The sequence below is a fragment of the Gryllotalpicola reticulitermitis genome, from assembly GCF_042651345.1.
In the GTDB taxonomy this organism is placed as follows: Bacteria; Actinomycetota; Actinomycetes; order Actinomycetales; family Microbacteriaceae; genus Gryllotalpicola; species Gryllotalpicola reticulitermitis.
Genome location: NZ_JBHSCN010000005.1, coordinates 706,709 through 724,642 on the forward strand (window position 1 = coordinate 706,709; position 17,934 = coordinate 724,642).

A 17,934-nucleotide genomic window follows, 5' to 3' on the forward strand; every position below is an offset into this window, starting at 1 on the left:
TGTAGCGCGAGCGCCGCTCAGGTCAGCAGCACCGCGAGCAGGAAGATCACCGGCACGGCGACGACGGTCGTGAGCAGCACGGCGTCGCGGGCGATGATCTCGCCGCGTTCGTAGCGCGCCGCGAAGTTGTACACGTTCTGTGCCGCGGGCAACGCCGACAGCACCGAGGTGACGAACAGCTGGTGCCCCGTGATGCCGAACCCGAAGCGTGCGATCGCCCAGCCGGCGAGAGGCATCAGCACCACCTTGAACGCCGTGGCCACGAGCACCTCGGCGCGCGCACCCGTCGCGCGCAGCGGCGCGGCCCCGTGGAGCGACATGCCGAACGCCATCAGTACCACGGGCACGGCGGCGCCCGACAGCAGCGTGAACGCGCTGTCGACGGGGCCGGGCAGTTTCCACCCGAGCGCCGCGACCACGACGCCCGCGACCGACGCGACGATCATCGGGTTCCGCACCGGGTTCAGCACGATGTCACGGATGCTGGCGCGCCCCCGGCTCGTCACGTCGAGCACCGTGAGCGCGATGGGCGCGAAGACGATCAGCTGCACGAGCAGTACCGGCGCGACGTAGGTTGCGCTTCCGAGCACGTACACGGCGACCGGGATGCCGATGTTGTTGAAGTTCGAGTACGACGCCGACAGCACGCCGATCGTGGTGCGCGCGGCGTCACGGCGGAAGAACAGGCGGGACATCAGCAGGAACGCGCCGCCGCTCACCACCGCAGAGAGATTGGCGGCGAGGCCGACGCCCGAGAACACGATGTGCAGGTTCTCTTTGGCGAGCACCACAAAGAGCAGGGCCGGGTTGGTGACGAAGAAGGCGATGCGGTTGAGCGCGTAGCCGGCCTGCGGGCCGCCGATGCCGATCCGCCCGACGAGGTAGCCGACGGCGATGACGAACGCGATGATCCCGAAGCCCGTCAGCACGCCCAGCATGGCTACAGCGTATTGGTATACCAACCTCGGTGCCGTGACGTGTCCCGCGTTACGGATCGCGTCACCGCGATTGGCCGAGCCGCGCGGCATCTGCCTACCGTGACAGGGCCATGACGACCGCCGAGCCCACCACCCCGATCTCGAACCTCCTGACCGAGACGCGCCGATTCGAGGTCGACCCGGCGTTCGCGGCCGCCGCGAACGTGACGGCCGACGACGCGGCTCGCCTCTATGCCGAGGCGGATGCCTCGCCCGTCGGCTTCTGGGAGGACAAGGCGCGCCGGCTCGACTGGCACACCCCGTGGCACACGGCCCACACGTCGCGCGCGCCCGAGCCCGGCCCTGCCGGCCACGGCGAGCCCGGCGGCACGCCGCCCGAGGCCCGGTGGTTCGAGGGCGGCACGCTCAACGTCGCGGTGAACTGCGTCGACCGTCACGTCGAGGCCGGGCATGGCGACAAGGTCGCGTTCTACTTCGAGGGCGAGCCCGGCGATCGCCGCACCCTCACCTACGCCGAACTGCAGCGCGAGGTGGCGCGCGCCGCCAACGCCCTCACCGCTCTCGGCGTCGGCCAGGGCGACCGTGTCGTCGTCTACCTGCCCGTGATCCCCGAGACGGTCATCATCACGCTCGCGATCGCGCGCATCGGCGCGGTCCACTCCCTCGTCTTCGGCGGCTTCAGCGCCGAGGCCGTGCGGTTCCGGGTCGAGGACACGGGCGCGAAGCTGCTCGTCACGACCGACGGTCAGTACCGGCGCGGGGCCGCGGTACCCGTGAAAGAGGCCGCCGATCAGGCGGTGGAGGGCATCGCATCCGTCGAGCACGTGCTCGTGGTGCGTCGCACCGGAAGCGACATTCCCTGGACGCCCGGCCGCGACGTGTGGTGGCACGAGACGGTGGGCGAGGCATCCGATCAGCACAGCCCCGAGTTCTTCGACGCGGAGACGCCGCTCTTCATCATCTACACGAGCGGTACGACCGGGAAGCCGAAGGGCCTGGTGCACACGAGCGGGGGCTACCTCACGCACGCGAGCTGGTCGCACTGGGCGCTGTTCGACCTGAAGGACGACGACGTCTACTGGTGCACCGCGGATCTCGCCTGGGTGACGGCGCACTCGTACGCGCTCTACGGCCCGCTGTCGAACGGGGCGACCTCGGTGATCTACGAGGGCACCCCTGACACGCCGTCGCGCACGCGCCATCTCGAGATCATCGAACGCTACGGCGTCTCGATCTACTACACGGCACCGACCCTGGTGCGCACGTTCATGAGCTGGTGGCCGGAAGGTCTGCCCGCAGGCTTCGACCTGTCGCGGCTGCGCCTGCTCGGCTCGGTCGGCGAGGCGATCAACCCCGAGGCCTGGGTGTGGTTCCGCGAGAACCACGGTCGCGGAACAGCCCCCATCGTCGACACGTGGTGGCAGTCCGAGACGGGCGCGTCCGTGATGTGCCCGCTGCCGGGTGCGGACACGCTGAAGCCGGGGTCGTCGCTGCGGGCGATCCCGGGGCTGCGCACGCTGGTCGTGGGCGAGGACGGCGAGCGCGTGCCGAACGGCTCCGGCGGCTTCCTCGTCGTGGCCGGCACCTGGCCGGGACTCGCGCGCACCGTGTGGGGCAAGCCGCAGCGCTACTACGACTCGTACTGGGCGAAGTTCTCGCGGCAGGGGTATTTCTTCTCGGGCGACGGCGGCAAGTACGACGCCGATGGCGACATCTGGGTGCTGGGCCGCGTCGACGACGTGATCAACGTCTCGGGGCACCGGCTCTCGACGATCGAGATCGAGAGTGCGCTCGTCTCGCATCCGCACGTGGTCGAGGCCGGCGTCGTGGGCGTCGCCGACGCGCTGACCGGGCAGGCGATCGCAGCGTTCGTCATTCCGACCAGGCGACCGGAGAGCGAGTCGCCTGATGCGTGGGTCGCGGCGGGGGAGGAGCTGGCGGATGCCGTGCGCGCGCACGTCGCGCACGAGATCGGTCCGGTGGCCAAGCCGAAGCACGTCTTCGCGGTGCCGGAGCTGCCGAAGACCCGCTCGGGCAAGATCATGCGGCGCCTGCTCGCGGACATCGTCGACGGGCGCCCCCTCGGTGACGCCACCTCACTCCAGGACGAGCGCTCCCTCCCCGCGATCGCGGCCATCGTCGCCGCGTCCAGAACCGCGTTAAGAACCGCGTCGAAAACGGAGTAGTTGCGTTCTCGGACGCCTCTAGCCCGCGACTACTCCGTACTCGGCGGCGGGGCATGATTGAGCCATGGCCTTCGAGCGGTTGCACGATCCTTCCCTCATCAGCTTCGCGAGTGACAACTACGCCGGGGTGATGCCCGAGGTGCTCGACGCCATGTTCGTCGCGAACGGCGGCCACCAGTCGAGTTACGGCGCGGACGCGTACACGAAGCGCCTCGAGGCCCTCATCAAAGAGCACTTCGGCGCCGCGGCAGAGGCTCACGTCGCGCTCAACGGCACCGGGGCGAACGTGCTCGCGCTGCAGTCCGTGACCGAGCGGTGGTCGGGCGTGATCTGCGCAGCATCCGCTCACATCAACACCGACGAGAACGGCGCCCCCGAGCGGGTCGGCGGACTCAAGCTGCTGCCGATCGAGACGCCGGACGGCAAGCTCACACCCGAGCTCACCGACCGCCAGGCGTGGGGCTGGGGCGACCAGCACCGCGCGCAGCCGAGCGTCGTCAGCATCACGCAGGCCACCGAATTCGGCACGGTCTACACGGCGGCAGAGATCGCAGCGATCGTCGAGCACGCCCACCACCGCGGCATGACCGTGCACCTCGATGGCGCGCGGATCGCGAACGCGGCGGCCAGCCTCGGCCTTCCGCTCGCCGCGTTCACGACCGAGCTCGGCGTCGACGTCGTGAGCTTCGGAGCGAGCAAGAACGGCGGAGCGTTCGGCGAGATCGTCGTGCTCGTCGACCCCGAGGTCACGCTCGGCATCGAGTACCTGCGCAAGGCCGACATGCAGGTCGCGAGCAAGCAGCGTTTCATCTCTGCGCAGCTGGTGGCGATGCTCGAGGACGGCCTGTGGCTGCGCGCGGCCGCGCACGCGAACGAGATGGCGGCGCTGCTGCGCGAGACGCTCGACGAAGCGGTGACGGATGCTGCGGCGCCCGGCCTGTCCTTCACCCAGCCCACGGAGTCGAACGCGATCTTCGCCCTGCTGCCGAAGGTCGCGGCCGACCTCGCGCGCTCGCGCTTCGCGTTCTACGACTGGGATTCGAGGCGCAGCGACGGGCTGGCCGAGGTGCGCTGGATGACCGCGTGGGACACCACGGAGGAAGACGTCGAAGCCTTCGCCGACGCGATCATCGACGCCTTGCAAACCACTGACCGTTAGGCGCACTGCGGAATAGTCGGCTGCGGCATGTTGTCGTAGACACCATGTCTTTGATCGCTGACCACAAGATCGCGCAGACGGGTGCTGAGATCCTCCCCGTCCTCGCGGAGCGCTGGAGCCCCCGCGCCTACACCAACGACCCCATCGACGAGGCCAAGCTCGCCGCCGCCCTCGAGGCCGCGCGCTGGAGCCCCTCGGCCGGCAACTCGCAGCCCGCGCGCTTCATCGTCGCGCGCCGCGGCTCGGCGGCATTCGAGAAGGTGGCCGAGTCGCTGATGGGCTTCAACAAGGCGTGGGCGCCGCAGGCATCCGTGCTGCTCGTCGGCCTGTACACCGAGCTGCTCGACGGCGAGGGCAAGCCGCGCGCGACGCCGCTCTACGATCTCGGTCAGGCCATGTCGCACCTGTCGGTGCAGGCACACCACGACGGTCTGCACGTGCACCAGATGACCGGGTTCGTCGCCGATCAGCTCGCCGCCGCATTCGAGCTGCCCGCCGACGTCACGCCGTTCGTCGTCGCCGCGGTCGGCACGGTCGGCTCGGCGGACGACCTCGACGAGGTGCTCGCCGAGCGCGAGCGCCAGCCGCGCACCCGGCGCGCGATCGACGAGATCGTGCTCGTCAACGAGTAAGCAGCCCACACAGCACAGCCCCGTCGACCTCGGTCGACGGGGCTGTTTTCATGCGCCTCGGCCTACGGCTGCAGCAGAACCTTGATCGCGCGGCGCTCGTCCATCGCGGCGTACGCCTCGGCGACCTCTGACAGCGGCAGGGTGAGGTCGAAGACGCGGCCCGGCGTGAGCGAACCGTTCCAGACCTCGGGCAGCAGCTCGTCGATGTAATTGCGCACAGGCGCCACCCCGCCGCGAACGCCCACATTGCTGCGGAACAGCTGACTGATCGGCAGCTCGGCGCCACCGGCCGGAACGCCGACGAAGCCGACCTGACCGCCGGGGCGCGCCGAGCGCAACGCCTGGTCCATGGACTCCTTCGTGCCGACGCATTCGAGCACCGCATCCGCTCCGATGCCGTCGAACAGCGCGGTCACGGCCGCGATGCCGTCGTCGCCGCGCTCGGCGACGATGTCGGTCGCGCCGAAGTCACGACCGAGGTTCTGCCGGTCGGCGTGGCGCGACATCAGCACGATGCGTGCGGCGCCGAGCCGGCTCGCGGCCAGCACGCCAGAGAGGCCGACGGCGCCGTCGCCGACGACGACCACGTTCGAGCCCTGCGTGACGCCGGCCGAGATGGCGGCGTGGTGGCCGGTGCCGAACACGTCGGCGAGGGTCAGCAGCTGCGGGATCAGTTCCTCGCTCGGCTGCTCGGGCGTCGCGACGAGAGTGCCATCGGCGTGCGGAACGCGCACGTACTCGCCCTGGCCACCATCTGCGAATGCGCCGAAGTGGTCGCGGGCGCCCCACGCACCGCGCTCGAGGCACGACGTCGAGAAGCCGTTCCGGCAGTTGATGCACGTCATGTCGCAGTCGTAGAACGAGGCGATCACGAAGTCGCCGACCTTGATCTTGCCGACCCGGTCGCCGATCGACTCGACGATGCCCACGAACTCGTGACCGATCCGTGTCGGCTCCTTGACGGGCTGGACGCCGCGATAGCGCCACAGGTCCGAACCGCACACACACGACGCGACGACCTTCACGATCGCGTCGGTTCCGGTGCTGAGCTGGGGGTCGGGCGCCTCTTCGTAGCGCACATCGTTCTTGCCGTAGATCGTGGTCACGAACATGGAGCAGAGCCTATCGATCCACGATGGGCCGAGGCTTCGAGTCGATCCGTCACGCCAGCGCGTCGCCGCCGAAGCCCTCCCGGGACAGAGTGATCGGGTCCTCGATGAGCCGCGGTCTGGGCCATTCGCCGGACGCAGGCGCCGGAACCGTGCTGCCATCGCTCGCCCGGTCGAGTCGCCACAGGTGCGTCGACTCGTCGGCGACGAGCGGGTAGACGGTGAGCAGATCGGTCTTCGGGTCGAGATGGAGGCGCAGGAAGCCCTTGCCGTCCTCCCAGGCGAGACCCGTCGCCTTGAAATCGCCCATCGCGCTCGGCGGTGCGAAGAGCACGACGAGCGCGAAGGCCTGACTGCCGAGCAGGCCGCCGATCACCGCGATGATGCCGATCCAGGCGATGCCCCACAGGTGCCACGCGTCGATGGCGGAGAGGAAGAAGAGGCCGCCGACGATCACGAGCAGAGCGAGGTAGGCGACGATGAGGCTCAGCGCACCGACTCCCTGCTCCCGCTGCACCTGGGCGCCGCGTCGGCGACGTGCGCGGCCGTGCCGGAACGCGGAGTACCCGTTCGCCACCCCGAGCGCGAGCGGCACCGCGACGAAGACCACGCCGAGAGCGATCAGCGCGTCGCCCCACGGCACCTGGCCGGGGCCCCGCCATGGCACGTGAAACGACCGCACGACGAAGTCCGCGAGCCAGAGCACGCCGACAAGCAGGAGCATCGCGATACCCATGGAGGTGGCGAAGAGCGGATTCCTGCGAGGCAGCCAGTACTTCGTGAACGGCCACGCGAGCAGCCAGCTCATCCGCCGCGCGAGGTGCGGCCCGGGGAAGCGCGTGGGCCCCGCGTCGAAGTCGACGACCTCTTCCGGCGCCGGAGCCTGCCGTGCCCGAGGGTCCGGCAGCTGCAGGCTGGGAGCGAGGCGATCGATGCCCATCGTGTACGCACCGCCGAGGCCGTTGGTGATGAGCTGAGTGCGGCGGGGGTCGGGCTTCGACGGGTCGCCGGCACCGGCATCCGCACTCACATCCGCACCCGCGCCTGGAAGCCGCTGCTCGTATCGGTCGTAGTGATGGTGATCGCCCGAGAGCCAGAGCCGCACCTTCGCTCCCGTCGGCACGAGCGGGCTGTCGGGGTCGTCCGGATCACTCAGCTTGCCGCGCAGGATGTTCTTCTCGAACCACCCGGTGGTGTCGAACGCGTCGGCGTCGTAGGGCGTCGTCTCCCAGTAGGGCGACGCCGTGCACAGGATGATCGCGTCGCCCTGCGCGAGCTCGGGCCAGAGCGTGTCGCGGAAGTACTGGAGCTGCGGCTCATCGATCGTCGTGCCGAGCTGGGCGTCGACGGCGACGAGCCACCACTTCGGCCTGAGCTTGACGGCGAAGTAGCTGCGGCGCTGCACCGTGCGCCACGCACCGAAGTCGTACCCGCGCGCGAACAGCCGCAGGAACGACGCGAGGCCGTCGTACCAATCATGGTTGCCGGGCAGCACGAGCAGCGTGCCGCTGCGTCGCGGCAGCTCTGCGGATGCCGCGCGATACGGCCCGAGCGTGCGATCGGCATACGCGCCGTCGGATGCCGTCGGGTACACCTCGTCGCCGCCCATCACGAGCACGGCGCCGCGCGGCAGCACGTGTTCGTCGCCATGCGTGTCGGTGACGGTGTGCTCCGGTTCGGCGAGGAGGTGCGCGAGCGTGTACGTACCGTCGAAACCGTCGCCGAGGTCGGCGACGAAGTCGAACCACAGCTCGTCGTCGCCGTCGCTCCCGTCCACCGCGATGACGCCCTGCTCGTACGCGTCCTGCACGTCGCGCCGGTCGGCGAAGTCCGCGAACTGCTGGGCGATCACGACCTGAACACCCGAGGTGATCAGTTGCGACGGTGACAGCCAGCGCACCGCCCGACGAGGCTCGAAACCGAGCTCGTCGGCGTGCAGTGCGAGCTGTTTCTGGGTCAACCGCGAGCGGGCTCGCGGGTTCTTGGGCTGGCCTGACGGCGACACCATGTCCCCGACGTTAGCGTGATGGCATGGCCTTCACCACGCCCGGACCCTTCACCACGCGTCCGCTGCTGCGCGGCACGTTCGGCATGGCCGCGTCCACGCACTGGCTGGCGACCGCAACCGCACAGTCGGTGCTCGAACGCGGCGGCAACGCCTTCGATGCGGCGGTGGCTGCGGGCTTCGTGCTGCACGTCGTCGAACCGCACCTGAACGGCCCAGGCGGCGACTTGACCGGGCTGTATGCGACGGATGCCTCGGCGCCGGCCGTCTTCATGGGGCAGGGCCCGGCGCCCCGCCGCGCGACGCTCGAGCACTACCGCGACACCGAGGGGCTGAGCGACGTGCCGGGCGCCGGCGCGCTGGCCGCCGCCGTTCCCGGTGCGGTCGACGCGTGGCTGTGGCTGCTCGCGGAGCACGGCACCTGGGAGCTGTCGGACGTGCTGAGCTTCGCCATCAGGTACGCCGCGGACGGGCATCCGATCTCGCCGGCCGTCGTCACCACGATCGAACGCATCGCGCCGCACTTCCGCGAGCACTGGCCGTCGTCGGCCGCACGCTGGCTCGACGACGCCGGCACCCCGCCGCGGCCCGGCGATCTCGTGAAGAATCCGGCCTACGCCGCTGTCCTCAGGCGCCTCATCGCAGCCGGCCCCGACGACGGCTCGCGCGTTGAGCGCATCGACGCTGCGCGCGCCGTGTGGAAAACCGGCTTCGGCGCACAGGCGATGGAGCGCTTCGCGGCCGAACCGCATCGCCACTCGGACGGGCGGGATCATGCGGGCGTGCTCGAGGCATCCGATCTCGCCGCCTTCGAGCCGGGTGAGGAAGAGCCGGTCACCATCGACTTCCGCGGCTTCACGGTCGCGAAGACCGGACCGTGGGGGCAGGGGCCGACGCTGCTGCAGATGCTCGCGATCCTCGACGCCTACGGTCGCCTGAACGGGCTCGGCGATGAGCATCTGGACCCGTCGACGGCGTTCGGGATCCACGTCATCGTCGAGGCCGAGAAGCTCGCGCTCGCCGACCGCGACGCCTGGTACGGCGACCCCGACTTCGTCGACGTGCCGCTCGAGGCGCTGCTCTCGCCCGCCTACGCCGAGTCGCGCGCCGCGCTCATCGGCGGGCGCGCCAGCGCCGAGCTGCGCCCCGGATCGCCCGACGGGCGCCGCCCGATCGCCCTCAGCGGTGAGACGGGCGCCGGCAAGTCGGGCCTAGCCGAGCCCGACGAGGACAGCGAGCACCCGGGCGAGGCGGCGCCGGCGGGTGTCGGTGAGCCGACAGTCGACCGCAACGGCCAGACCCGCGGAGACACCTGCCACCTCGATGTCATCGATGCGCGCGGGAACCTCGTGACGGTGACGCCGTCCGGCGGCTGGCTGCAGTCGTCGCCGACGATCCCCGGCTTGGCTTCTGCCTCGGCACGCGGCTGCAGATGGCGTGGCTGGACCCTGAATCGCCCAGCGCGCTGCGGCCGGGCGCTCGGCCGCGCACGACGCTTTCGGCCACGCTGGTCTCAGACGCCGGCGGCCGCGCCGTGCTGGGCATGGGCACGCCGGGCGGCGACCAGCAAGAGCAGTGGCAGCTGCCCGCGTTGCTCCGGGTGCTGGTCGGCGGGTGGAACGCGCAGGCGGCGATCGATGCGCCGGCGTTCCACACGACGAGCCACCTGTCGAGCTTCTGGCCGCGGGTGTGGGAGCCGGCGGGTCTCGTCATCGAGGAGCGCGTCGGGGCCGGCGTCATCGCCGAGCTCGAGGCTCGCGGCCACCGCGTCACGGTCGCCGGGGACTGGACGCTCGGCCGCCTCTCGGCTGTGGGTCGCGAGCCCGCCACCGGCACCCTGTGGGCCGCGGCGAACCCCCGGGGAATGCAGGGTTACGCCGCGGGTCGCTAGTCATGTCGGCGCCCGCCAGGTGCGCCAGACAGACAGAGGTGCGCCAGACGGGATGCCGTCTGGCGCACTCGGGTCCGTCCAGCGCACGTCGGCGCGCGCACAGGCTTAGAGAGCGGATGCCTCGGCGTCGAGGTCCAGCGGGGGAAGGCTTTCCCCTGCCTCGATGGTGAGGCCGTCACCGTCGAGCGCGACATCCACCCGCACCACATCGCCGTCCTTGATCTGCCCCTTGAGCAGCGCGGTCGCGAGCTTGTCGTCGATCTCGTGCTGCATCAGGCGGCGCAGCGGGCGGGCGCCGTACGTCGGGTCGTAGCCGCGCTCGGCGAGCCACGCACGCGCGTCGGGGGTGACGCCGACGTCGAGGCGGCGCTCCTGCAGTCGCTTCTGCAGCCGGTCGACGTAGAGCGAGACGATCTCGCCGAGCTGCTGCTGACTGAGCGCATCGAAGATGACGATGTCGTCGAGGCGGTTGATGAACTCCGGCTTGAACGCCTGACGCACCATGGCGTTCACGGCGTCTCGCTTCTCGGTGGCGGAGAGCGCGGCATCCGTCAAGAACTGCGACCCCAGGTTCGAGGTGAGGATCAGGATCGTGTTGCGGAAGTCCACCGTGCGGCCCTGCCCGTCGGTGAGCCGGCCGTCGTCGAGCACCTGCAGCAGCACGTCGAACACCTCGGGATGCGCCTTCTCGACCTCGTCGAGCAGGATCACCGAGTACGGCCGACGCCGCACGGCCTCAGTTAGCTGGCCGCCCTGCTCGTAACCGACGTAGCCGGGAGGGGCGCCGACGAGACGCGAGACGGAGAACTTCTCGCCGTACTCGCTCATGTCGATGCGGACCATGGCCTTCTCGTCGTCGAACAGGAACTCGGCGAGCGCCTTGGCGAGCTCGGTCTTCCCGACCCCCGTCGGACCGAGGAACAGGAACGACCCGGTCGGGCGGTTCGGGTCGCCGATGCCGGAACGGCTGCGGCGCACAGCATCCGCTACCGCCGTCACGGCCGTCTCCTGCCCGATCAGCCGCCGGTGCAGTTCGCCCTCGAGGTTGATCAGCTTCTCGGTCTCGCCCTGGGTGAGCCGGTCGACAGGGATGCCCGTCCACTGCGCGACCACGGCCGCGATGTCTTCGTCGGTCACCTGCTCGTTGACCATGCGCGGGCCGGTCGTGTCGGCCTGCTCGGCCACGCCGAGCGCCTTCTCGATGCCGGGAATCGTCTCGTAGTTGAGCTTGGACGCCTTCTGATAGTTGCCCTCGCGCATGGCGCGGTCGAGTTCGATGCGCGCCTCGTTGAGCTGGGTCTTGAGGTCGCCGACGGAGTGCAGCGACGCCTTCTCGGCGTCCCACCGCGCCTGCAGCTGGTCGAGCTGGCTCTGCCGCTCGGCCATGTCCTCGCGCAGTTTGGCGAGTCGCTCTCGGGAGGCGTCGTCCTTTTCTTTCTTGAGGGCGAGCTCTTCGATCTTGAGCCGGTCGATGGCGCGCTTCAGCTCGTCGATCTCGACGGGGCTCGAGTCGATCTCCATCTTGAGGCGGCTCGCGGCTTCGTCGATCAGGTCGATCGCCTTGTCGGGCAGCTGGCGGCTCGTGATGTAGCGATTGGACAGAACCGCGGCGGACACGAGCGCCGAGTCGGCGATCGCCACGCGGTGGTGCGCCTCGTAGCGCTCCTTGAGGCCGCGGAGGATCGCGACGGTGTCTTCGACGCTCGGCTCACCGACGTAGACCTGTTGGAAGCGGCGCTCGAGCGCGGCGTCCTTCTCGATGTACTCGCGGTACTCGTTGAGCGTCGTCGCGCCGATCAGGCGCAGTTCGCCGCGCGCGAGCATGGGCTTCAGCATGTTGGCAGCGGCGACGGAACCCTCGCCACCACCCGCGCCCATCAGCGTGTGCAGCTCGTCGATGAAGGTGATGACCTTGCCGTCGGATTCGTTGATCTCCTTCAGCACGGCCTTGAGCCGCTCTTCGAACTGGCCACGGTACATCGCGCCGGCGACGAGCGCAGAGATGTCGAGGCTGACCAGCTCTTTGCCCTTCAGCGAGTCGGCGACGTCGCCCGCGACGATGCGCTGAGCGAGCCCCTCGACGACGGCCGTCTTGCCGACGCCGGGCTCGCCGATGAGCACGGGGTTGTTCTTCGTGCGGCGGGTCAGGACCTGGCTGATGCGACGAATCTCGGCATCGCGCCCGATCACCGGGTCGAGCTTGCCCTGGCGGGCGATCTCAGTCAGGTTGATGCCGAACTGCTCGAGGGCGGACTTCCCCTCGTCCGTGGTCGGCGGCACGCCCTGCATGTTGGCCATGTTGACGCTGGTTCCTTCTGCTGTCGGTCTGTGGTGGCGGATGCCTCAAGCACCCGTTGCTCAAAGTTGAGTCTACTCGGCTCAACTTGGCGTGGCCAGAGGATATTCCGGGGTGGGGTGGGTGTCGGTTGTAAGGCGCGGTGAGACTTGTGAACGTTGAGATGAGACCGCCGTTAACCTCCGGCGGCTGGCGATGAGGTTCTGACCCTGCCGAGAAAGTGGCACCGCCGCGCCCGACCGCGCCCCGGGCGCGGTAAACGTGCATTGATACAGACGACAACCACGCAACGCGCAGTTCCACGTCCAGGTCGCACCGCGAGCCACCGGCTGTCGGGCGGGGGACCTCCGCGGTCCGACTGATAACCTCCCCGAGATGCGGAATCTGGACTGGGACGGGCTGCGTAACGTCCGTGATCTCGGTGGGCTGGCGACACGGTTGTCTCCGACGGGCACAACGATCATGGGACGGGTTGCGCGCGGACCACGCCGGGAGCTTCTCACTTCAGCTGGCTGGATTGCTGCGGCTCGGTGGGGACTGCGCTCGATCGTGGATCTGCGCAGCGCGGATGAGACTGGGCCGCGAGATGCCGACCCGGCTGCGCCGCCTCCAGCGGACCTGACGATCACTCTGGCGCCAACGGAAGACCAGACACATCCTGAGTTCCGCGCCGTGTGCCTTCCGATTCTCGACTCACCGGAGTACTGGCAGCACAACGTCCGCATCCTGCCTGAACTCATTCGCCAGACGCTCGAGGCGATCGCCTCATCTGAGCCGGGGGTGCTCGTTCATTGCGCCGCCGGACGCGACCGGACCGGCATGATCAGTGCCCTGCTGCTCGCCAATGCCGGCGTCTCAAGCGACGACATCATCGCCGACTATGCCGAGTCCGTCTATGCCATGGCGGGGGCAGCTCCACATGGCAGTCCGACGCACGACCGGCAGGCGTCATGGACCCGGGAGCAGACGACGGCTTGGCTTGGCACGGTGACACCGCACGTGCGCGCGTTCGTGGCGGACCGTGGCGCCGTACTGGACGCGCTCGATGTCAGCGCACAAACCCGCAAGACAATGCGTGAACTGCTGATCGCATAGCCGCGGCCGCTCTATCTCTCGCGCAGAGACTTGGAGGCAGACCGCGCAGCGACACCATTCAGACGAGGGGTGCGCCCCATAGCCGGTCGCTAAGGCCCTGTGAATCGGGGTAGATCGAGGCGTGATTGTGCCCGAACTGGGTTTCCAGGACCTCGCGAATCTCACTCTTCGCCGCAGCTGTGATTCTGAAGGTGAATGTCGCGGCAATCCCGCTTCGGTGCAGCTTCGCGGTAACGCGCGGATTAGCCAAACGCACAACGGTCGCAGGCTACGCGGGCGCCATCCGTCTGCTTGGCCGCAGCGCGATGCTCGCACCGAGAGCTGCACAGATCGCGCCCGTGACCAGGCACGCGGCGAGGATCAGCGCGAGTGTGCCCACGGGGACCACGGGCGAGATCCCTACACCGACGACGTGAAGTGCCGTGCTCGTGCGCGCGTAGACGAGCGCCGTGATCACGATGGCGAGGATCGCCGCGGTTGCTGCGGTGATGGCGGATTCCGCGACGATGGTCGCGGTTGCGGAACGCCGCCTTGCGCCGATCGTGGTGAGCAGTTCGAGCTCCCGGCGGCGTTCGCGGACCGAGGTCAGCGTGGACTGCGCGAGGCTGAAGATCGCCAGGACCGCGGCGCTTCCGAGGATTGTCAGGATGGCCGTGCGCTGGGTTCCCACGGAGCGGGCCACGGTCGAGTTGATCCACGCGTCGCGGGTCATCACGCTCGAGGGCGGCGCGACACGTCCGAGCGCCGCCACGAGCTGATGATCGGGGACACCAGGCGCGGGCTGGGCGAGCCAGAGATCTTGCGTCGCTGCTTCGTTGGTCAACGGCAGGCCGTTTTCGTCGACGAGGAGGCTCCCGTAGACGAAGCTGCTGGAATCTACGACCGCGACGACGTGAACGGTGATGGGATCGCCTTCGGGGGTCGACAGCTGAAGTGTGTCTCCGAGCTCCGCCGTCCCGAGGATCGCCGCGACATCGGTGCCTTTCACTCGAGCGAGGCTGCCCTGGTCCACCTTGACCGGGACGAAGTGGGAGAAGGTCTGGGGGCTGATGCCCATGAGGGTGAGGGAGTCATCGGCGGGGACCGAAGGATCGTTCCAAGACCAGTCCTCGATGCGCTGCACTTGAGTGATCGCAGCCACCTGAGGAAGCCGCGTTGCTTTCTCGAACGCGGCGGAACTTCCTTTTTGCTGGGGGAGTTGCACGACGGCGTGGGTGTTCGTGAGTTCGCGAAGGCCGAGCAGGCTGTCGGCGCGACCCGTCTGCGCGATCATCGCGAACACCGCGCCGAGCCCGAGCAGCATCACGATCGGGGTGGCGAGCGCGGCCGTGCGGCGAGCGTCGTGAATGGTCTGCTCTCGGGCGACGAGTCCGGAACCTGGGGCGAAGAGAGTCACAAGAGACCCCAGCGTCCGGGCCAGTGCGGGGACGACGAAGGGAGCCAACGCGGTGACGAGGAGCACAGAGCCTGCACCGACGGCTGCAGTCATGGCCTGCCAGTTCACGCCGCGGGCGGGGATCGCCAACATGGCACCGACCGCCACAGCTCCAAGCCCGGCGAGCACCCACCGCAAGGCAGACATGCGCCGATTGGCGGCGCTGACTGCGCGCACCGCATCGACAGGAGGAATGCGACCGATCCTCAGTGCGGCGACGAACGCACCGAGGACAGTGACCAGCGTCATCACAATCACGCACCCGATCAAGGCCCCCACGCTCAACTGCACGGGCAGCTCCTGCGGCCAGTTATTCGAACGAATGAGGAGAGCGGAATACGGCGTCGCCAACGGAATGGCGACGAGTGCGCCCGCGAGGGAGCACCCGAAACCCAAGATCAGGCTCTCCACGAGCACCATGCTGGTGATCTGCCAGCGACCCGCGCCGGAAAGCCTCAACAGCGCCAATTCGCGGCGGCGCGCTTCAATGACGAATCCCATGGTCTGCAGCACGAGGAATACGGAGACGAACGCGCCCAAGCCGACCATGAATCCGGTGACCAAATGCGCGTTTTCGACCAGTAGCAGCAGATTCGCGGCCTGGTTGCGCGTCAGGCCGGAAGTATCGACTCGGCCCGCGCGAGCGGCGTTGAACAGGATGACCGACGAGCCGACCACGGCAGAGGCCGCGAACACGACGACCGCAAGGCCCAGATACGACCAGCGGTGCTCGCGAAGCATGTTCCAAACAAGCCCGAGTCGCATCAGACGGCATCTTCCAGTGACGCCAAATGCGCCGCGATATCCTCCGTGCTCGCGGCGGTCATCTCATCGACGATGCGCCCGTCCCTCAACCAGACGATGCGGTCGGCACGAGCTGCTACACGCGGATCGTGGGTGACCATCAAGACCGCCGTGCCTTGCTGGACGAGCTCGTGCACCAGCTCAAGCACTTGATCTGCCGACTTGGAGTCAAGGGAACCGGTGGGCTCATGCGCAAACACCACCGCTGGTCTCGAGACGAGCGCCCGTGCGATGGCGACTCGCTGGCGTTGACCGCCCGACAGCTCATCAGGGCGCGAACGCGCTTTGGGCTGCATGCCAACGCGATCCAGCACGGCATGAATCTCCTGCCGTTTGCGACGGATGCCACCGAATCGCGCCGGCAGGCCCACGTTCTGCTCGGCCGTCAGCGCTGGCACCAAGTTGAACTCCTGAAACACGAAGCCGACGCGGTCACGCCGCAACCGCGTCAGCTGCGCTTCTGACGCGCCCCCAACATCGACGCCGTCAAGCGTCACCGCCCCTGCGCTCGTACGCAACAGTCCGGCCGCGCAGAGCAAAAGTGTCGACTTGCCGGAACCGGACGGGCCCATCACTGCAACCCACTCACCCACGCCCACGGTCAAGTCGACATCGTGGAGAACCGGCGCCGATCTCGCTCGCGAGGCATATGAATACGAAACCTGAGACACCGCGAGCGGTGCCGCATCCACTGCGATCATTCGGTTCCCCCCGGACACGACTTGGCTGTCACGCTACCCCTCGACCAGCGAGCCCGAACAGGCTGAGCGCTCCCAGGCTGCGTATCTTTTGCCGAGCGGGCAGGTGCATGTCCCACCACTACCGATATCTGACCCGCACCTTTCGGTTTGGGCGTCAACGGCCTGTACGTCGGCGGGAAGGCGGTCCCGACCGTGACGGCAACCAATCCGGCGCCGGCCATCGTCGCGGGTTGCCACACCTCAGAGCTGGACGAGACGCGCTCCGCCGTCGACCGGGACGATGGTGCCGGTCATCGACGTGTTGGTCGCGAGCAGCGCGACGGCCTCGGCGATCTCGTCCGCCGACGACACGTGGCGAACCGGCAGCTTCGCTGCGGCCGAGGCGAAATAGTCGGCCCGCGCCTGGTCCGGCATGCCGCTCCACCATGGCGTGTCGACGAGACCGGGAGAGACCGCGTTGATGCGCCGCGGCGCGAGTTCGACGGCAAGTGGCCGAACCAGCGACTCTACGGCGGCGTTGACGGCGCCGATGCCAGCGGTCCCGGGCATCGCGGCGTGCGCGCTGATTGCGCCGACGAGCGTGATCGAGCCCTGCGGGCGCAGGTGAGGCACGGATGCTTGAAGCACGGTCAGCATTGCGATGACCTTCTCGTCGAAGCCGCGTCGCAGCGAAGCAGGGTCCAGCTCCGCGAGAAGGCCCATGCCCGCCGAGCTCGCGATCGTCACGACGAGCGCATCGATCGGCGCGAGCGCGGCGGCGAGCTCCGCGACGGCAGCCCCGTCAGCACCGTCCAGCTGGTGAGCGACGAGTTCGGGAGCGCTGCTTGCGAGTGCCGCCACCTTGGCAGCGTCGCGGCTCGCGACGTGCACGGTGCCGCCCGCTGCGGCGAGCCGTCGTGCGGTGGCGAGGCCGATGCCGGAGGTTCCTCCGACGACGAGAGTGATGTGAGGCGAGGCCATGAGCGTCCTTTACGAATCGGTACGGTTCGGTTCGTTATTAGCCTAAGCACGTGCGCAGTCGATAACAAGGCGATACGTCTCGTCTCGTAATCGTTAGGCTCGGTTGCCGTGAGTACCGCAGCCGAAAGTGACAGCGAGGCCGCGCGGCCGAAACCCGGTCGCCGCCGCAGTGAGGACAGCCGCGAGGCGATTCTGCAGGCCGCGACCACGCTCGTCGTCGAGCTCGGCTATGCCGCAGTGTCGATCGAGAAGATCGCTCAGCGGGCCGGTGTCGGCAAACAGACGATCTACCGCTGGTGGCCCTCGAAAGGCGACGTGCTGCTCGAGGCACTCGCGGAGAAAGCATCCGTGTACGTCCCCCTGCCGGACGAAGGCAGCTGGAGTGCCGACCTGCGGCGCATGCTCGATGACAGCTTCACGCTGGCCGGCACGTCGCAGTTGGCGGAGCTGCTGCGCGCCCTGATGGTCGAGGCGCAACTCGATCCCGCGTTCGGCGCCCGTTTCCGCGCAGACTTCCTCGAGCGCCGCCGCGAGGCGCTCGGCGTGCTGGTCGATCGCGCTCGCTCCCGCGGCGACCTGCCACCCGAGCTCACCGCGGAGTTCGCCGCCGACGTGGTGTTCGGCGTGATCTGGTACCGCCTGCTGGCGATTCCGCGGCCATTCGACCGTGAATTGGCCGATCACATCGTCACGCTGCTGGGCGCGCGTGCCTAGCCTCGAAGA

General features: G+C 68.8%; 12 protein-coding genes and 1 pseudogene. 6 read left to right on the forward strand and 7 right to left on the reverse strand.

Annotated features, from left to right (window positions below; all coding sequences use genetic code 11):
• Nucleotides 1–17: 17 nt before the first annotated feature.
• The gene (locus ACFOYW_RS10440) at nt 18–938 is read right to left on the reverse strand and encodes an AEC family transporter (protein WP_390228870.1); all 921 of its coding nucleotides are present in this window, start codon (nt 936–938) and stop codon (nt 18–20) included.
• Nucleotides 939–1,048: 110 nt separating this feature from the next.
• On the opposite strand from ACFOYW_RS10440, the gene acs reads away from it, so the two are divergent.
• The 3 genes from acs (at nt 1,049) to ACFOYW_RS10455 (ending at nt 4,915) form a co-directional block, all read left to right on the forward strand.
• Entirely contained in the window at nt 1,049–3,124 is a 2,076-nt protein-coding gene (acs, locus tag ACFOYW_RS10445) for an acetate--CoA ligase (RefSeq protein WP_390228871.1), read from the forward strand.
• A gap of 64 nt (nt 3,125–3,188) precedes the next feature.
• A complete protein-coding gene (locus ACFOYW_RS10450) occupies nt 3,189–4,283 on the forward strand; it encodes a threonine aldolase family protein (RefSeq protein WP_390228872.1) in 1,095 nt (364 codons plus the stop codon).
• Between the two features lie 44 nt (nt 4,284–4,327).
• Nucleotides 4,328–4,915 carry a nitroreductase family protein gene (locus ACFOYW_RS10455; protein ID WP_390228873.1) on the forward strand — a complete coding sequence of 196 codons (588 nt, stop codon included), beginning with the start codon at nt 4,328–4,330 and terminating at the stop codon, nt 4,913–4,915.
• A gap of 62 nt (nt 4,916–4,977) precedes the next feature.
• Here ACFOYW_RS10455 and ACFOYW_RS10460 read toward each other — a convergent pair whose 3' ends face one another.
• On the reverse strand, nt 4,978–6,027 hold the full coding sequence (locus ACFOYW_RS10460) for a zinc-dependent alcohol dehydrogenase family protein (protein ID WP_390228874.1): 1,050 nt from the start codon (nt 6,025–6,027) through the stop codon (nt 4,978–4,980).
• A gap of 49 nt (nt 6,028–6,076) precedes the next feature.
• Entirely contained in the window at nt 6,077–8,032 is a 1,956-nt protein-coding gene (locus ACFOYW_RS10465; RefSeq protein WP_390228875.1) for a hypothetical protein, read from the reverse strand.
• 23 nt (nt 8,033–8,055) lie between these two features.
• Here ACFOYW_RS10465 and ACFOYW_RS10470 point away from each other — a divergent pair.
• A pseudogene (locus ACFOYW_RS10470) lies at nt 8,056–9,920 on the forward strand (gamma-glutamyltransferase family protein).
• A gap of 105 nt (nt 9,921–10,025) precedes the next feature.
• On the opposite strand, the gene ACFOYW_RS10475 reads toward ACFOYW_RS10470, so the two are convergent.
• The gene (locus ACFOYW_RS10475; protein ID WP_390228876.1) at nt 10,026–12,218 is read right to left on the reverse strand and encodes an ATP-dependent Clp protease ATP-binding subunit; all 2,193 of its coding nucleotides are present in this window, start codon (nt 12,216–12,218) and stop codon (nt 10,026–10,028) included.
• A 373-nt stretch (nt 12,219–12,591) separates the two neighbouring features.
• On the opposite strand from ACFOYW_RS10475, the gene ACFOYW_RS10480 reads away from it, so the two are divergent.
• Nucleotides 12,592–13,311, forward strand: coding sequence for a tyrosine-protein phosphatase (locus ACFOYW_RS10480; RefSeq protein ID WP_390228877.1), 720 nt, complete (start codon nt 12,592–12,594; stop codon nt 13,309–13,311).
• A gap of 268 nt (nt 13,312–13,579) precedes the next feature.
• Here the strand turns inward: ACFOYW_RS10480 and ACFOYW_RS10485 are convergent, their stop codons facing one another.
• The 3 genes from ACFOYW_RS10485 to ACFOYW_RS10495 all read right to left on the reverse strand — a co-directional run bounded on the left by ACFOYW_RS10485 (nt 13,580) and on the right by ACFOYW_RS10495 (nt 17,211).
• Nucleotides 13,580–15,511 carry an ABC transporter permease gene (locus ACFOYW_RS10485; RefSeq protein WP_390228878.1) on the reverse strand — a complete coding sequence of 644 codons (1,932 nt, stop codon included), beginning with the start codon at nt 15,509–15,511 and terminating at the stop codon, nt 13,580–13,582.
• A complete protein-coding gene (locus ACFOYW_RS10490) occupies nt 15,511–16,251 on the reverse strand; it encodes an ABC transporter ATP-binding protein (RefSeq protein ID WP_390228879.1) in 741 nt (246 codons plus the stop codon). Before ACFOYW_RS10490 ends, ACFOYW_RS10485 begins: the two co-directional genes overlap by 1 nt.
• 240 nt (nt 16,252–16,491) lie before the next feature.
• Complete coding sequence (locus ACFOYW_RS10495; protein ID WP_390228880.1) at nt 16,492–17,211, reverse strand: SDR family oxidoreductase; 720 nt, start codon at nt 17,209–17,211, stop codon at nt 16,492–16,494.
• A gap of 108 nt (nt 17,212–17,319) precedes the next feature.
• Between ACFOYW_RS10495 and ACFOYW_RS10500 the strand changes: the two genes are divergently transcribed.
• Nucleotides 17,320–17,925 (forward strand): TetR/AcrR family transcriptional regulator, encoded by a 606-nt coding sequence (locus ACFOYW_RS10500; protein ID WP_390228881.1) that lies wholly within the window; start codon nt 17,320–17,322, stop codon nt 17,923–17,925.
• Nucleotides 17,926–17,934 lie beyond the last annotated feature (9 nt).

Coding starts and splice junctions, on each gene's coding strand:
- ACFOYW_RS10440 (WP_390228870.1), bottom strand. CDS start 938: ATGCTGGGCGTGCTGACGGGCTTCGGGATCATCGCGTTCGTCATCGCC.
- acs (WP_390228871.1), top strand. CDS start 1,049: ATGACGACCGCCGAGCCCACCACCCCGATCTCGAACCTCCTGACCGAG.
- ACFOYW_RS10450 (WP_390228872.1), top strand. CDS start 3,189: ATGGCCTTCGAGCGGTTGCACGATCCTTCCCTCATCAGCTTCGCGAGT.
- ACFOYW_RS10455 (WP_390228873.1), top strand. CDS start 4,328: ATGTCTTTGATCGCTGACCACAAGATCGCGCAGACGGGTGCTGAGATC.
- ACFOYW_RS10460 (WP_390228874.1), bottom strand. CDS start 6,027: ATGTTCGTGACCACGATCTACGGCAAGAACGATGTGCGCTACGAAGAG.
- ACFOYW_RS10465 (WP_390228875.1), bottom strand. CDS start 8,032: ATGGTGTCGCCGTCAGGCCAGCCCAAGAACCCGCGAGCCCGCTCGCGG.
- ACFOYW_RS10475 (WP_390228876.1), bottom strand. CDS start 12,218: ATGGCCAACATGCAGGGCGTGCCGCCGACCACGGACGAGGGGAAGTCC.
- ACFOYW_RS10480 (WP_390228877.1), top strand. CDS start 12,592: ATGCGGAATCTGGACTGGGACGGGCTGCGTAACGTCCGTGATCTCGGT.
- ACFOYW_RS10485 (WP_390228878.1), bottom strand. CDS start 15,511: ATGCGACTCGGGCTTGTTTGGAACATGCTTCGCGAGCACCGCTGGTCG.
- ACFOYW_RS10490 (WP_390228879.1), bottom strand. CDS start 16,251: ATGATCGCAGTGGATGCGGCACCGCTCGCGGTGTCTCAGGTTTCGTAT.
- ACFOYW_RS10495 (WP_390228880.1), bottom strand. CDS start 17,211: ATGGCCTCGCCTCACATCACTCTCGTCGTCGGAGGAACCTCCGGCATC.